Source organism: Amycolatopsis sp. DG1A-15b (assembly GCF_030285645.1).
Taxonomy (GTDB): Bacteria; Actinomycetota; Actinomycetes; order Mycobacteriales; family Pseudonocardiaceae; genus Amycolatopsis.
Genome location: NZ_CP127296.1, coordinates 10117349 through 10132766, shown reverse-complemented (window position 1 = coordinate 10132766; position 15418 = coordinate 10117349). Strand labels below are relative to the sequence as shown.

At 71.1% G+C, this 15418-nt stretch carries 12 protein-coding genes and 1 pseudogene; 3 read left to right on the top strand and 10 right to left on the bottom strand.

Annotation, left to right across the window (positions count from 1 at the left end; genetic code table 11):
• The first annotated feature begins 72 nt into the window (after positions 1-72).
• Entirely contained in the window at positions 73-753 is a 681-nt protein-coding gene (locus tag QRY02_RS47130; protein WP_285989168.1) for a VOC family protein, read from the top strand.
• On the top strand, positions 750-1199 hold the full coding sequence (locus tag QRY02_RS47125; protein ID WP_285989167.1) for a DoxX family protein: 450 nt from the start codon (positions 750-752) through the stop codon (positions 1197-1199). The genes QRY02_RS47130 and QRY02_RS47125 overlap by 4 nt, the downstream gene beginning before the upstream one ends.
• Here the strand turns inward: QRY02_RS47125 and QRY02_RS47120 are convergent.
• The 4 genes and pseudogenes from QRY02_RS47120 to QRY02_RS47105 form a co-directional block, all read right to left on the bottom strand.
• Positions 1189-2133: a TolB-like translocation protein gene (locus tag QRY02_RS47120; RefSeq protein WP_285989166.1), complete on the bottom strand. Its 945-nt coding sequence runs from the start codon at positions 2131-2133 to the stop codon at positions 1189-1191. The two genes, QRY02_RS47125 and QRY02_RS47120, sit on opposite strands and share 11 nt — an antisense overlap.
• Positions 2130-3361, bottom strand: a pseudogene (locus QRY02_RS47115) (MFS transporter). Before QRY02_RS47115 ends, QRY02_RS47120 begins: the two are co-directional and overlap by 4 nt.
• An 8-nt stretch (positions 3362-3369) precedes the next feature.
• Complete coding sequence (locus QRY02_RS47110; RefSeq protein ID WP_285989165.1) at positions 3370-4926, bottom strand: discoidin domain-containing protein; 1557 nt, start codon at positions 4924-4926, stop codon at positions 3370-3372.
• 272 nt (positions 4927-5198) lie between these two features.
• A complete protein-coding gene (locus QRY02_RS47105; protein ID WP_285989164.1) occupies positions 5199-5768 on the bottom strand; it encodes a TetR/AcrR family transcriptional regulator in 570 nt (189 codons plus the stop codon).
• A gap of 101 nt (positions 5769-5869) precedes the next feature.
• Here QRY02_RS47105 and QRY02_RS47100 point away from each other — a divergent pair, with 101 nt between their 5' ends.
• Positions 5870-6919 (top strand): aldo/keto reductase, encoded by a 1050-nt coding sequence (locus QRY02_RS47100; protein ID WP_285989163.1) that lies wholly within the window; start codon positions 5870-5872, stop codon positions 6917-6919.
• Positions 6920-7083: 164 nt separating this feature from the next.
• On the opposite strand, the gene QRY02_RS47095 is transcribed toward QRY02_RS47100, so the two are convergent.
• The 6 genes from QRY02_RS47095 to QRY02_RS47070 form a co-directional block, all read right to left on the bottom strand.
• Positions 7084-8151, bottom strand: coding sequence for an NAD(P)-binding domain-containing protein (locus QRY02_RS47095; protein ID WP_285989162.1), 1068 nt, complete (start codon positions 8149-8151; stop codon positions 7084-7086).
• Positions 8152-8551: 400 nt separating this feature from the next.
• Complete coding sequence (locus QRY02_RS47090) at positions 8552-9775, bottom strand: GGDEF domain-containing protein (RefSeq protein ID WP_502874307.1); 1224 nt, start codon at positions 9773-9775, stop codon at positions 8552-8554.
• A 540-nt stretch (positions 9776-10315) separates the two neighbouring features.
• On the bottom strand, positions 10316-11344 hold the full coding sequence (locus QRY02_RS48780; protein ID WP_353068478.1) for an SRPBCC family protein: 1029 nt from the start codon (positions 11342-11344) through the stop codon (positions 10316-10318).
• Between the two features lie 98 nt (positions 11345-11442).
• Positions 11443-12297, bottom strand: coding sequence for an FAD binding domain-containing protein (locus QRY02_RS47080; protein ID WP_285989160.1), 855 nt, complete (start codon positions 12295-12297; stop codon positions 11443-11445).
• Positions 12294-14735 (bottom strand): xanthine dehydrogenase family protein molybdopterin-binding subunit, encoded by a 2442-nt coding sequence (locus QRY02_RS47075; protein ID WP_285989159.1) that lies wholly within the window; start codon positions 14733-14735, stop codon positions 12294-12296. The genes QRY02_RS47080 and QRY02_RS47075 overlap by 4 nt, the downstream gene beginning before the upstream one ends.
• Positions 14735-15259, bottom strand: a complete 525-nt coding sequence (locus tag QRY02_RS47070; protein WP_191310424.1) for a (2Fe-2S)-binding protein — start codon at positions 15257-15259, stop codon at positions 14735-14737. The genes QRY02_RS47075 and QRY02_RS47070 overlap by 1 nt, the downstream gene beginning before the upstream one ends.
• Positions 15260-15418: the final 159 nt, after the last annotated feature.

Genomic DNA, 15418 nt, shown 5'->3' with positions numbered 1-15418 from the left:
GAGCGTGCCGGATTCCGGCGCCGCGCCGTCCGCCACGGGCTCCGGCCCGGGCCGCCGGGCCAGGCTCGGCCCATGACCATCACCGGCTTTCACCACATGGGTGTCGTGACCCGCGACCTCGACGGCCTCGCCGCCCGGTACGCCGCGCTCGGGTTCACGGTGAGCCCGCGCTCGCGGCACCTGCTCAGCGCTTCCCCCGGGTCGCCGCCGATGCCGAGCTGCACCGCCAACCAGTGCGTCTACCTCGGCAACGCCTACATCGAGCTCCTGGGCATCGTCGACGACACCGCGCCGGACCCCTGGCACGCCCGCGAAATGGGCACCGGCTTCCGGATCCTCAACTTCGAGACGCCCGATGCCGCGGCCCTGTCCGTGCCGGGCATCCCGGCTTCCGGCGTCCTGGATCTGGAGCGGAACGTCGAGGGCGGGCGGACGCTGCGGGCACGGGCGGTGCACCTCGATCCGCGCTCGACGCCGGAGGGGTACATCGGCGTCGCCCAGCACCTCACACGGGAGTACACGCGGGGTGTCGAGCACCCGAACGGCGCCCGGTCCCTGGCCACGGTCCGGATCTCGGCGACGGACGCCGACTTCGACGCCATCGTGGACCGCTACGCACGGCTGCTCGGCGTGGCGGGCGCATCGGTGTTCACGGTGGGCGACGCCCGGTTGGAGATCGTCCGCGGCCCGGTCACGCGACTCGAGTCGATGACCGTCGTAGGCGACAGCCTCAGCCTGGACATCACGTCATGATCCTCGGCGTTCTCGTGGTGGCGAGCCTGCTGTTCCGGCTGCGGTTCCCTTCGTGGCGAGTGGCCGCCGCGCACGGGCTCGCGGTGATGCTCGTGGTGACGGCGTCCGCGCACTTCGTGCCGAGCGGGCTCGGGTTCATGCCCGGCCACGACGACCTCGTGGCCATGGTGCCGCCGTTCGTGCCGTTCCCCTCGGCGGTCGTGTCCGCCACCGGTGTGCTCGAGCTGCTCGGCGCGCTCGGGCTCGTCCTCGAACGGACGCGGGTGGCCGCCGGGTGGTGCCTGGCCGCGCTGTTCGCCTGCTTGCTCCCGGCCAACGTCCACGCCGCGGACGTGCCGCTCTGGTTCCGGATCCCGGAGCAGCTGGTCTATTTCGCGGTCGCCGTGGCGGCCGCGCGGTCCCGGGCCCGCGGCCACAGCGTGAAGCCGGTGGACCTCACCCCGTGACCGCCGGCGACGCCGCCCCGCCGACCAGCCGCCGCGGCGCGCCGGAGCCGTCGGCCGGAACCGCCCAGACCGCGTTGTCGAGCCCGTACAGGATCGTCCGGTCGTCCTGCCAGAGGGCCTGGTCGTCGACGCTGCGGGTCTCGGCGAGCTCGGTCTCCCGCATGCTCGCGAGGTCCAGGACGGCCAGCCGCCAGGCGCCGTCGCCGACCTTCTTCTTGAACGCGATCCGCTGGCCGTCCGGGGACAGCGAGGGGCATTCGACGTTCTCGCGCAGGGTCTTCCCGCGGTAGCGCCGGTAGTCGGCTTCGACGAGGTACGTCTTGCCCTTGCTGCCGAGGGTGGCGTAGAAGCGGTTGCCGTCGGCGGCGAAGGTGATGCCCCAGTAGTTGACGTCGGCCGCGAAGTACCGCTCGTCGCCGATGAACACCGGGAGCTCCTCGATCGTCTTGACCAGCCGTCCGGTGTCGGCCTCGTAGAGCCCGGCGCGGGTCGAGAAGCCGGTCTGCGCATAGGAATCGCCGGTGACGAACAGCGTCCAGTCGACGCGCTTGCCGTCGGGTGAGACACGCGCGCGGCTCGGGGTGCCGGGCACTGTTTCGGTGTGGCGGACGGCGAGGTGGTCGTCGAGGACGAGGACGTCCGTGATCGCCGGGAGGGTGCCGGGCCGGACCGCCAGGCACACCGCCGTCTGCCCCGCCACCGCGAACCGGTCGCACTTCAGGCCGCTGAGCTGCGGTTTCGCCGTGGTTTCGCCGAGCGGGACGGCGCCGACGCGGCCGGTGGCGGTGTCGCGGAACAGCAGCTGCCCGGGCGCGAGGGTCAACGCGGCGGTGGGTTCGGCGGCCGCGGTGCCGTGCCGCGCGCTGACCGTGTACGTGACGGCCGCGGCGACCAGGAGGGCCGTGCCGGTGAGGGCGAGGACGAGTTTCTTCACGGGCGCACCGGTTTCGCGAGGGCGGCGGCGATGGCGACAGCGGCCAGGCAGGCCGCGGCGACGAGCACCGCGGGACGCAGGTCCCCAGCGTCCACGCCAGTCCGAAGAGGACGGAGGAGAGCATCCGGGCCACGGCCTGGCCCGTCTGCACGACGGCCAGCCCGGTGGCGCGCAGGCCGGCCGGGATGAGCGGGCCGGCGGCGGCCATCAGGACGCCGTCGGTGGCCGCGTAGAACACCCCGTGCAGGCCGAGCGCGACCACGGCGAGCCACAGCCCCGCCTGCGGGCCGCAGAGCAGCACCAGGGCCAGGCACAGTGCCGCGTGCCCGCCGAGGAACACCGGCCAGCGGCCGGCGCGGTCGGCGAGCTTGCCGAGCGGCACGGCCAGCAGCAGGTAGACCCCGGCGGTACCCAGCGGCAGCAGCGGGAAGTACGTCGCCGCGATCTCCCAGCGCCGCTGCAGGACGAGGTAGACGAACGAGTCGCCGACCGTCACCAGTCCCAGCAGGGCCGCCCAGAGCGCGACGCGCCGGAAGTCCTGCTGCTTGAGGAGACCGAGGGCGGCTCTGGCGGACACCGCCGCGCGGTCGGCGCTGCCGGGCCGGTCGCGGACGAACAGGGCCAGCAGCAGCACGGCGACGGCCGCGATGCAGAAACTGGTGACGAACACGCTCGGGTAGCTGCCGAGGCTCAGCGCGAGCACCGCCATCGCCACCAGCGGGCCGAGGAACGCGCCGACGGTGTCCATCGCCCGGTGCACCCCGAACGACCGGCCGAGGGCCGCCGGCTCGCTGCTGAGCGAGATCAGCGCGTCACGCGGGCCGGTGCGCAACCCCTTGCCGGTGCGGTCGGCGGCGAGGACCAGGCCGATGGCCGCGACCGACGAGCCGGCCGCGACCAGGCCGAGCTTGCACACCGCGGACAAGCCGTACCCGAACCCGGCGACGGCCTTGAGCCGCCGCCACCGGTCGGCGAGGTGCCCGCCGAGCACCCGCACGACCGCGGTGGCGCCCGCGTAGAGCCCGTCGAGCAGCCCGAACTGCAGCGGGTTCAGGCCGAGGCCGAGCACCAGGTAGAGCGGGAGGACGGCGGTGACCATCTCCGACGAGACGTCGGTGACCAGGCTGACCATCCCGAGCGCCACCACGTTGGCGGACACCCGCTTCAGCGCCGGTTTGCGGTCGGTCCCGGAAGCCAGGTCCGAGGTACGGCTTGCCGCGATGTACATGCCCGCGCCTACTGGTGGCAGGTGTAGGTCGGGCTGCTGTCGAGGACCTTGCCGTCGACGCCGATGAGCTGCGTCTGGAACGAGGTGTCCGTCATCGAGAGCTTCAGGACGCCGAAGGTCTTCAGCAGCTTGGCGGTCGTCGCGTGCGCCGGGCTCAGGTCGTACAGGTTGGCGCCCCCGCTGCCGCCGACGATCTCGACCGGGCCCGCGGCATCGGCCTTGCCGTCGGCGTTCTGCGGCACGAACCGCTCGTAGTCGTGGTCGTGGCCGTTGAGGACGAGGTCGACCTTGTTGGCCACCATCAGGTTCCACAGCTCGATGCTGTCCTTGTTGTCACCGTGGTCACCCGAGCTCCACCGGGGGTGGTGGTAGTAGGCGGCGACGCAGCCCTTCGTGTTGTCGGCGAGGTCCTGCTTCAGCCAGGTGATCTGGGGCGGCTCGGCGAACTCGTCGTGGGTCACGAAGTCGTTGGAGTCGAGGGCGATGAAGTGCCAGTTGCCCATTTCCCAGCTGTAGTACCGCTTGCCCTGTGGCTTGGCGATGGCGCCGAAGTAGTCCTCGTAACCGGTGAACTTCGAGTAGGACTCGTGGTTGCCCGGGATGGGGTGGGTGATGTTCTTGAACTTGCCCCAGGACTTGTCGTAGTAGTTCTTGAAGTCCGACAGGGTGGGCTCGTCGTACTGGTTGTCGCCCATGGTGATCACGGCCGCGGGGTTCATGTTCTCGACGAGCTTCGCGGTCTTGGGGTGGACGCAGCCGGAACTGCTCGCGGTGCATTGTTCGGCGATGTCGCCGGCCGCGGCGAGGACGAATCCCGCGCTCCCGGCGGCGGTCTTGACCGTGATCGGCGTGCTCGCGGGCGAGGCGTTCCCCGCGGCGTCGCGCGCGCGGACCGCGTAGGTGTAGCTCGTCGCCGGAGTGAGCCCGGTGTCGGTGTAGGAGGTCGTCGCGCTGGTGGCGACGGCCGTGCCGTTGCGGAGGATGTCGTACCCGGTGACGCCGACGTTGTCGGTGGCGGCACCCCAGGTCAGGGGGACGCTCGTGGCGGTCGCCGTGCCCGCGGCGAGGCCGGCCGGGGTGGTCGGGGCCTGCGTGTCGCCGGAGGAGTCCGTGCTGCCGAAGACCTGCATCTCCCAGAAGGAGTAGCCGTAGCTGGTGCCGCGGGTGAGGCCGACGAAGCGCACGAAGCGGCCGCGGGCGGTCAGGCCGCCGAGGTCGTCGATCTTGCCGTCGCCGGTGTCGATCGTGGCGGCCGTGGTGAACGACGTGCCGTCGTCGGACACCTCGATCCGGTACTTCTTCGCGTAGGCGGCTTCCCAGTTGAGGACGACGCGGTGGATGCTCGCGGACTGGCCGAGGTCGATCCGCAGCCACTGCGGGTCGGCGCCTTCGGCGCTGGCCCAGCGGGTGGTGGTGCTGCCGTCGACGGCCTTGGCACCGGTGTACGACGAGCTTTCGATCGTCGAAGTGGCAACCGGCTTTCCCTGCGACAGCAGGACATCGGCGGCCTGGGTGGTGGCGGCCGCGGCGATCGCGGACGGCAACAGCACCACGGCGGCGATCACCGGGGTGAGTCGGGCTAAGGGACGTAGTCGGGTGGACGGCACGTCGCGCTCCTTACGGGCCTGGCGGTGGCTGGTGGGCTGCGGCGTCGGGTTGAACTGTTAGGAAAGTTTCCTAACTAATCGAACGACTCGGACTGTAACGAGACCGCGTTCCGGCTGACAAGACGTGTCTTGTCCTTGAATCGGTCAAGAGGGTGAGTTTTTCACGATTTCCGCTGCTCACGGGGGTGTGCCGGTGAGCGGCACACTGCTCCGCGTCCCGGGACCGCTCTTCAGGCGGGCGGCGCTTGCAGGCCGGCGAAGACGGCAGCGATCAACCGCCGCCCCTGAGCCGCGCCGTCTTCGTTGTTCGCGACCCGCCACAGGAAACTCATGAGCATGATGATGTCGGCGGGGTCGTGCCCGGGCGCGATGGTGCCCTCGGCCACGCAGGCGTCCACGAGCTTCTTGACCGCCGCGGTGGTCGGCGCCCACGAGGCGCTGATCAGCTCCTGGGCGGCCGCGCCGTGCAGCGCGTCCCCGAGGCCGTGCTTGATGCGGATGTAGGCCGACAGCGTCTCGAACCACTCGACGAAGGCGGCCTTCGCGGACGAGTGACGGGCCAGCACCTCGTCGGCGGTGCTCGTGAGGCGTTCGATGTCGTGCTGGTAGGCCCCGAGGATCAGGTCTTCGCGGGTCGGGAAGTGGCGGTAGAGGGTGCCGGCGCCGACGCCGGCGCGCTTCGCGACCTCGCTCAGCGGAACCAGCGGGTTCTGCGCGAACAGCTCGTGCGCGGCCTCGATGATCGCGACCCGGTTGCGCGCGGCGGCCTTGCGCTGGGTGCCGTACGTGCCGTCGGTCATGCCCCGATCATGCCTCATCTTTGACATGCGGAGAATCCTCCGCTAGTTTCGTCGGCAGATCCGGAGAATCCTCCGTGAGTTGCCCCCGTCAGGAGAATCCCATGCGTTACGTGAAGCTCGGCGCCACCGGCCTGGACGTGTCACCCGTCGCGATCGGCGCGATGAGCTACGGCGAGCCCGACCGCGGCCACCCCGTCTGGTCGCTCGGCGAGGAACAGGCCCGGCCGCTGATCAAGCACGCGCTCGAGGCGGGCATCAACTTCTTCGACACCGCGAACATGTACTCGAACGGGTCCAGCGAGGAGATCCTCGGCCGCGCGCTCAAGGACTTCGCCGACCGCGACGACGTGGTGATCGCCACCAAGCTGCGGCACCCGATGCGCTCCGGGCCGAACGGCAAAGGGTTGTCCCGCAAGGCGATCATGACCGAGATCGACCACAGCCTCCGGCGGCTCGGCACCGACTACGTCGACCTCTACCAGATCCACCGCAACGACCACGCCACCCCGCTGGAGGAGACCCTCGAAGCGCTCAGCGACCTGGTGAAGGCCGGCAAGGTGCGGTACCTGGGTGCGTCGTCGATGTTCGCCTGGGAGTTCGCCAAGGCCCTGCACCTGCAGAAGCAGCACGGCTGGGCGCGGTTCGTGTCCATGCAGGACCACTACAACCTGCTGGCCCGCGAAGAAGAACGCGAAATGCTCCCGCTGTGCCTGGACGAAGGCGTCGGCACGATCGTCTGGAGCCCCCTGGCCCGCGGCCGGCTGGCCCGCGCCTGGGACGACGCGAAGTCGACGGCGCGTTCCGGCACCGACGGGGCTTACGCGGACCTGCTGTATTCGCCCGCGGAAGAGGCCTCGAACCGCGCGATCGTCGAGGCGGTCGGAAAGGTGGCGGCAGCCCACGGCGTGAGCCGCGCGGCCATCGCCCTGGCGTGGCTGCACCGGCAGCCGGTCGTCACGGCTCCACTGGTCGGCGCCGGTTCGATTCGGCAGATCGACGACGCGATCGCGTCGCTGGACGTCGCATTGACCGACGAGGACGTGCGCACTCTTACGGCGCCGTACACGCCGCGGTACGACTGGCAGGGCGTCTCGGACGAGGCGACCATGGCGGCGATCCGGGCTCGCGTTCCGGGGATGGCACTGGCCTGACGACGCGCGCCCGGCCCGTGTTCACAGCAGGGATCTCTTTGCGGCGCAAGGGAAATCAACCACCGAAGAAGATCACCCGATCCAGCGATGGCATTCGAACGGATGTTCGGTAGCTTGGGTTTATGGCTCTGACAACCCGCCCCCTCGCCTCCCGGCGAAGACCCTCACCGCTCCGAAGTCAGCAGGGTCCGGATCTCCGTCACGGCGGCGCGGCCGGCCCGGTTGGCCCCGACCGTGCTCGCCGACGGCCCGTATCCGACCAGGTGCAGGCGGGGCTCGCGGACCACTCGCGTGCCGTCCATCCGGATGCCGCCACCGGGTTCGCGGACGCGCAGCGGCGCGAGGTGGTCGATCGCTGCGCGGAAGCCGGTGGCCCAGAGGATCACGTCGGCGTCGAAGTGCGAGCCGTCCGCCCAGGCGACGCCGCCGGGCGTGATGCGCTCGAACATCGGCCGCCGGTCGAGGATCCCGGCGGCGCGGGCAGCCCGCACCTCCGGCGTCACGGCCAGGTCGGTCACGCTGACGACGCTTTCGGGCGGCAGGCCCCCGCGCACCCGCTCGTCGACCCGCGCGACGGCGTTGCGGCCCCAGTTCTCGCTGAAGGGCTCGTCCCGCCACACGGGCGGCCGACGGGTGACCCATGCCGTGGCGCCGGCGAGCGGAGCGAATTCCATCAGCAGCTGGACGGCGGACGACCCACCGCCGACCACGACCACCCGCCGGCCGCGGAAGTCCTCGGGTCCGGTGTAGTCGGCGGTGTGCAGCTGGCGCCCGGCGAAGGTTTCCTGGCCGGGATAGCGCGGCCAAAAGGGACGGTCCCAGGTCCCGGTGGCACTGATGACGGCTCGTGCGGCCCAGGACTCGGCGGGGCTCGAGACGACCAGCCGCTCCCCTGCCCGCGTCACGGACTGGACGTCGACGGGCCGGAGCACGGGGAGATCGTAAACGCTTTCGAAGCGCGCGAAGTATTCGGAGACGACCTCGGAGGCGGGCCGCGTCACGTCCGGAGTGCCGAAGGCCATGCCGGGAAGATCGTGGATGCCGTGCACCTTCCCCAGGACGAGCGACGGCCACCGGTACTGCCAGGCACCCCCGGCCCGCTTCCCGTGGTCGAGCACCACGAACCCGGTCCGGTTGCCGAACCCGGCCCGCCGCAGGTGGTAGGCAGCGGACAACCCGGCTTGCCCGGCCCCGATGACCACCACGTCCGTCTCGTGATCAGCGCCGCTCATGAAGGGTGCAACACCTCGCGCGAAGAGGTATTTCGCGTGCTGAATCACAGCGGCGGCCCGGCTGGAGCGGTCCCTTTCCACTTCCATCACGAGCCGCTCTTCGGCCGAGCCCACCCGAGCCATTCCTCGACCGAACCGCGCTCACGCCGGGCGGCACCGGCCCTCCACCCGCAAAGCACCACGCCGCCAACCCGCCAGCTGAATCACAGCAGCGGCACAGCAGGGACGGATTCCTCTCCACTCCCGTCACGAGCCGCCCTCCGGCCGAGCCCACCCGAGCCACTCTTCGACCGAGCCCCACTCACCCCGAGTGGCGCCGGCCCTCCACCCCGCAAAGCACCACGCCCCCCAACCCCACCACCGGGAGCCGCCCTCCGGCGCTTCCCGAGCCCGACACGCCTCAGACGGCGACCCGGTTCCGACCGGCCTCTTTGGCCCGGTACAGCGCCGCATCAGCAGTGCGGAGCACGTCATCGAGGGTCGGCCCGGCGTCCGGGTGCCGCGCGACCCCGATCGACACCGAAAGGCCACTCACCCGGACCGTCCCCGTACCCGTCGAGATCACCACGTTCAGCTCGCCCACCGCCACCCGCACCCGCTCGGCGATCGCCAGCACGTCCGCGCGGCCGATGCCCGGCAGCAGCACCACGAACTCCTCGCCGCCGAACCGGCCCACCGTGTCGCCCTGGCGCACCGAACCGGAGATCGCCACCGCGACCGCCGCCAGCACGTCGTCACCGGTCAAGTGGCCGTAGGTGTCGTTGATGCGCTTGAAGTGGTCCAGGTCGATCATCAGCACCGCGAAGCCCCCGGTGGCGCCGCGGCGCTGCACCCGGGCGTGCTCGCGCGTCGCGGATTCGTGCCAGCCCGCGGTGTTGAGCAACCCGGTCTTCTCGTCGGTGACGGCCGCGACCTGCAGCTGCTGCTTCAACAGCAGATACCGGTGCAGCAGCAGCAACGGCGCCACGACGAACACCACCAGCACGGGCTGCTCCACCAGCGCGAGCGCAGCGAGCCCGCCCAGGCAGAGGGTCGCCAGCTCGAAGGCGTTGTCCTCCCAGGTGCCGATCAGGTCGGCCGCCGAGCGCTGGCTCGTGTACAGGTAGATGCCGGCCGCGACGAGGCCGACGTTCACCAGCTCGAACACCGCGGCTGCCAGGCAGAGCGCGAACAACCCGCGCGGCGTCTGCAGGGGCGTCCCGTGCAATCCGGACACCGCGAGAACGGAGGAAGCAGCGAAACAGGAGAGCATCGCCCACGCCGTGCTCGCCACGAAGCGGTGGGCGGGCCGGGTACGGACCTGTCGCCACACTCGCACCCACAGGTGCGTGTAGAGCACGACGGCCAGCAGCGCCACCCACGCCGGCGGGAGCAGGACGACACCGGCGAGGTACCAGACGGAGGTGACGTTGATGTGCATCTGCCCGCTCATCCACCGTCGCACCCGTTCGATGCGGCGCGACATCTCGGCTTGAGCGACGCCGAGGGCGACCAGCACGGCGAACCACCCCGGACGCACGGGCCCACCGAACCCGGTGGCCAGCGCCGCCCCGGTAGCGAAAACGGCGAGTAGTTCACAGCCGAGGGCGTAGGCTATCCAGCGGGTCTTCGCTCCACCCCACATCGCCCATCGCGCGGGCCAGCCCGGCCAGGTGGAAAGCGCTTCCCGGCGCACGGCGACCTGGGCTCTCAAGAGCCGAGGCCGCAGACGCGACAAACCGGCATCGTGACGTACCCCTTGCGCGAAGTTCGGCCGACCAGGTAGCCCAGCGTAGCCGTTCCGGCGACCCGCGTCGCCAGTCCGGGGGAATTGCCGGCAACGCACCTGCGCAAAGACCCGCCCAAAGTAGATCAGCGCAGGTCAGCACCTCACTGAAGAATGACCATGGGGCACGCCGGCCGCGGCGACGGCGCCACCCCGCGAAATCGCGGCTCACTCGCGCAGCGCGAACAACGGCCACCAAACCCACCCCGCAACGGCAGCGCCACCTCGGCGACTTGCGGGCCACGCCCTGCGACAACCCGCGCGGAGTAGACCAGCGCAGCTCAGCGGCCCACCAACACGCCACTCCGACAACCCATGCCGAGCAGACCAGCGCAGCTCAACGGCTCACCAGCGGGCACCGACCCGTGGCGTCCACACGAGCCGTCCACAGGGGCCGGCTCACTTGCGGAGTGCGCGGACGATCGCCACCAGGCCGGCCACCGCGGCGATGGCGAGCAGCACCGGGGCCACCCGCTTGAGCACCGACTTGCCCGCGTAATCGAGCAGGTCGATCGCCTCGGTCTCCGGGGGTGCCGGGACGCTGCGCAACGCCGGGCGGTCCACCGGCTTGGCCTTCGGCTCGGTGTTGATCTCCGCGGTGGTCGGCGCCGGCTTGACCGCCGGCTGCGGCTTGGCCACCGGCTCGGACGTGGCCGTCGGCGCGCCCGGCTCCGGCACCGGCTTCGCGGCCGGTTCGGACGTGGCCGTCGGCGGCTTCGCGGCCGGTTCGGCCACCGGCTGGGCGGCCGCCGCGGCCGGGGCCGGGGCGCTCCCCCGGGCCGGGGCGCTCCCCCGCACCGGGGCGTTCCCGGAGCCGGCACTCTGCGCCGAGGCATCCCCAGCCGGAGCCGCCTGCGCTGCGGTCCCCTGCGCCGGAGCGCTCCCCGCCGCCGCGGCAGGGGCAGCCGCCGCCGGCGCAGCCAGGGCCGGCGCGGCCGCGGCAGTCCCCTGCGTCGCCGTCTTCTCGGCCGCCGCAGTGGGCTCCTGCGGGGCCAGCTTGCCCGACAAGCAGCCCGCGAACGTGTCGAGGATCTTGCCGCCCACCTCGCTGATCAGCCCGCGGCCGAACTGGGCCGGCTTGCCCGTGATCGCCAGGTCGGTCGACACCGATCCGTGGGTTCCGCCGTCCGTCTCCGTCAACGTCAGCGTCACCGTTGCCGCCGCCGTGCCCGCTCCGCGGGAGTCCTTGCCGGAAGCCTTGATCGTCACCTTGCGGGCGGCTTCGTCCTTCTCGAGGAACTCACCGTTGCCCTTGTACAGCAGAGAAATCGGGCCCAGCTTGACCTTCACCGTTCCGCTGAACTTGTCGCCCTCGACCTTGGTCAGCGACGCTCCGGGCATGCACGGGGCGACGCGCTCGGGGTCGACGACCGCCTGCCAAACCTCGCCGATCGGAGCCGGGACGGTGAATTCGTGGTCGAGCCGCACGGGCCGACCTCCTTTCTGCCGAACCTGGGGTGTCCGCACCCCACCCTAGCCGCCCCGGGGCCGCGGCTCGCCGGACGAGCGCGGCCCCCGGGCGTGCGTCAGGCTCCGGCCGCCGCCGCGATCGCGCGGCCCGTCAGCACCTCCGCGAGGTGACGGCGGTATTCGACGTCGGCGTTGCTGTCGACGGGCGGATTCGTGCCCTCCGCCGCGTGCGATGCCGCCGCGGTGATCGAGTCCGCTGAGGCCTGGACGCCGACCAGCGCCGCCTCGACACCAGTGGCCCGGACCGGTGTCGAACCCATGTTCGTCAGCGCTACACGAGCCTCCTCGATGACGCCGGCCTCGGTGCGGACGGTGACCGCGACCGCGACCATCGACCACGCCTGGGCGACCCGGTTGAACTTCTCGTAGTGCGCCCGCCACCCCGTGTGCTTGGGGATGCGGACCTCGACCAGCAGCTCGTCCGGGGCCAGCGCGGTGGTGAACAGGTCGCGGAAGAACTCCGCGGCCGGGACCGTCCGGCGCCCCGAAGGCCCGGCCACCACCAGCGACGCGTCCAGCGCCAGCACCGGCGCCAGCAGGTCGCCGGCCGGGTCGGCGTGGGCGATCGCGCCGCCGAGCGTGCCGCGGTGGCGGATCTGCGGGTCGGCCACCGTGTCCGTCGCCTCTTTGAGCAACGCCGCGTGCGAAGCCACCAAGGCGTCCCGCTGGACGTCGTAGTGCGTCGTCATCGCGCCGATCACCAGCGTGTCGCCGTCCTCGTGGACGCCGCGCAGCTCGGCGACGCGCCCGAGATCGATCAGCGTGGTCGGCGTGGCGAGCCGCATCCGCAGCACCGGCAGCAGGCTTTGCCCGCCGGCCAGCACCTTGGCGTCCTCGCCCGCCGCGGCCAGGGCCTGCACCGCTTCGTCCACTGTGGACGGGCGGACGTAGTCGAAGGGAGCCGGGATCACTGCGCACCTCCGGTGGCGTCGATGGAACCGAGGCCGCCGCCCGCTTCGCCGCGGCCGGGGCCGCCCGCGTCGGTGGTGCCGTGCTGGATGGCGTGCCACACCCGCATCGGCGTCAACGGCATCTCGATGTCGTCGACGCCGAAGTGCCGGACGGCGTCGATCACCGCGTTGACCACCGCCGGGGTCGACGCGATGGTGCCCGCCTCGCCGACGCCCTTGGCGCCGAGCGGGTTCGTCGTCGACGGTGTCTCCGTGCGGTCGGTGGTGAACGACGGCAGGTCGGCCGCCGACGGCAGCAGGTAGTCGGCGAACGTGCCCGTGGTGAGCGTGCCGCCCTCGTCGTGCTCGGTGCCCTCGAACAGCGCCTGCGCGATGCCCTGCGCGAGCCCGCCGTGCACCTGGCCCTCGACGATCAGCGGGTTCACCGCGACCCCGACGTCGTCGACGCAGACGTACGAGCGCAGTTTGATCCGGCCCGTCTCGGTGTCCACTTCGGCGGCGCACAGGTGCGTGCCGTGCGGGAACGAGAAGTTCTCCGGGTCGAACGTGGCGTCCGAGTCGAGCGACGGCTCGACGCCGTCGGGCAGGTTGTGCGCCGCGAACACCGCGAGCGCGACGTCACCCATCGAGGTGGACGTGTCGGTGCCCTTCACCGTGAACTTCCCGCCGGCGAACTCGAGGTCGTCTTCGGCGCATTCGAGCAGGTGCGCCGCGATCGGCTTGGCCTTGGCGATCACCTTCTCCGCGGCCTTGATGACGGCGATGCCACCGACCACCAGCGACCGCGAGCCGTAGGTGTCCATGCCCTTGTGCGACGACTGCGTGTCGCCGTGCAGGATCTCGACGTCCTCGAACGCGACGCCCAGCTGGTCGGCGACGATCTGGCTCCACGCCGTCTCGTGGCCCTGGCCGTGCGCGGACGCGCCGGTGGTCACCTCGACCTTGCCGGTGGGCAGCATCCGGATCGAGGCGTACTCCCAGCCGCCGGCACCGTAGTCCAGCGAGCCGAGCACCCGGGACGGCGCGAGCCCGCACATCTCGGTGAACGTCGAGATGCCGATGCCGAGCTGCACCTTGTCCTTCGACGCGCGGCGCTTCTCCTGCTCGGCGCGCAGGCCGTCGTAGTCGAAGAGCTGCTTCGCCTTCTCGGTGGCGGCCTCGTAGTTGCCGGAGTCGTAGGTCAGCCCGCACACGGTCGTGAACGGGAACTCGTCGTGCTTGATCCAGTTCTTCTCGCGCAGTTCCATCGGGTCCATGCGGAGCTCGACGGCGAGCTCGTCCATGATCCGCTCGATCGCGAACGTCGCCTCCGGGCGGCCGGCGCCGCGGTAGGCGTCGGTCAGCGTCGTCGTCGTGTACACGTTGGTGCACGCGAAGTGGTACGCCGGGATCTTGTAGATCGCGTTGAACATGAACGCGCCGAGGATCGGCACACCCGGCCCGACCAGGCCGTTGTACGCGCCGAGGTTGGCGAGCAGCTCGACCTTGAGGCCGGTGACCTGGCCGTCGCGGGTCGCCGAGATGGTGATGTCCTGGATCTGGTCGCGGCCGTGGTGCGCGGCGAGCATCGTCTCCGACCGCGTCTCGTTCCACTTGACCGGCTTGCCGAGCTTCTGCGCCACGAGCAGCGACATCATCTCTTCCGGCAGCACGCCGATCTTGCCGCCGAAGCCGCCGCCGACGTCCGGGGCGATCACGCGCAGCTTGTGCTCGGGGATGCCGAGCGTCAGCGCCGACATCACGCGCAGGATGTGCGGGACCTGCGTGGCCGACCACATGGTGATCTGCGTGCTGGTCGGGTCGACGACGCAGGCGCGCGGCTCCATGAACGCCGGGACGAGCCGCTGCTGGCGGAAGCGGCGTTTGAGCACGACCTCCGACGAGCTGATCGCGTCCTCGACGTTGCCGCCGGTGCCGGCCTCCCCGGAGTCGAACTTCCAGACCGCGCTCGTGTTGGTGCCGAGGTCCTCGTGGACCAGCGCGGCACCGTCGGCGATGGCGGCTTCCATGTCGAGGACGACCGGCAGCTCGTCGTACTCGACGTCGATTTCCTCGAGCGCGTCGTGCGCTTCGGCGGACGACCGCGCGACGACGACCGCGACGCCCTCACCGGCGAAGTTGACCGTGTCGGAGGCGAGCACCGGGCGGCGCGGCGCCTTCATGTCCGGCGTGATCGGCCACGCGCAGGGCATACCGATCGCGCCGTCCGGGTCGAGGTCCTTCGCGGTGTAGACGGCGATGACGCCCGGCGCGTTCTTCGCCGCCGACGTGTCGATCGAGACGATCTTGGCGTGCGCGAACGGGCTGCGCAGGACGGCCATGTGCAGCAGGCCGGGCAGCGTGATGTTGTCGGTCCAGCGGGTGCGGCCGGTGATCAGCCGCTCGTCCTCCTTGCGGCGGCGGGACTTCCCGACCTCCGGTTCGATCGTGGCGGTCATCAGTCACCACCCACGCCGACGTGCTTGTTCTCGGCGATGCGCTCGGCTTCGGGCCCGGCGCCGGGGCTCATGTGCTGCGCGGCGTCGCGGACCGCGCGGACGATGTTCTGGTAGCCGGTGCAGCGGCAGAGGTTGCCTTCGAGGCCCTCGCGGACGGCCTGCTCGTCCGGGTCGGGGTTGTCGGCCAGCAGGTCGATCGACTGCATGATCATCCCCGGCGTGCAGAACCCGCACTGCAGCGCGTGGTTGTCGTGAAAAGCCTGCTGCACCGGGTGCAGCTTGCCGTCGCGGGCGAGGCCTTCGACGGTGGTGACCTCGCAGCCGTCGGCCTGCACGGCCAGCACGGAGCAGGACTTCACGCTGTGCCCGTCGAGGTGGACGGTGCAGGCGCCGCAGTTGCTGGTGTCGCAGCCGACGACGGTGCCGACCTTGCCGAGCCGCTCTCGCAGGTGGTGCACGAGGAGGGTGCGGGGTTCGACTTCGTCGGTGTACTTCGTCCCGTCGACGGTGACGGTGATGCGCATCAGGCCTCCAAAAGCCGGTTCGGGAACGGCCTGCCCGACAGTGATCGGGCTCACAGACCCGAGCGTGCTACGCGACCTTGGCGCAGACAAGGCCCGATGTCACACGTTCAACTACCTGCTCCGCAGATACCCGTCGAAGCACGACGCAACTCCGCAGGT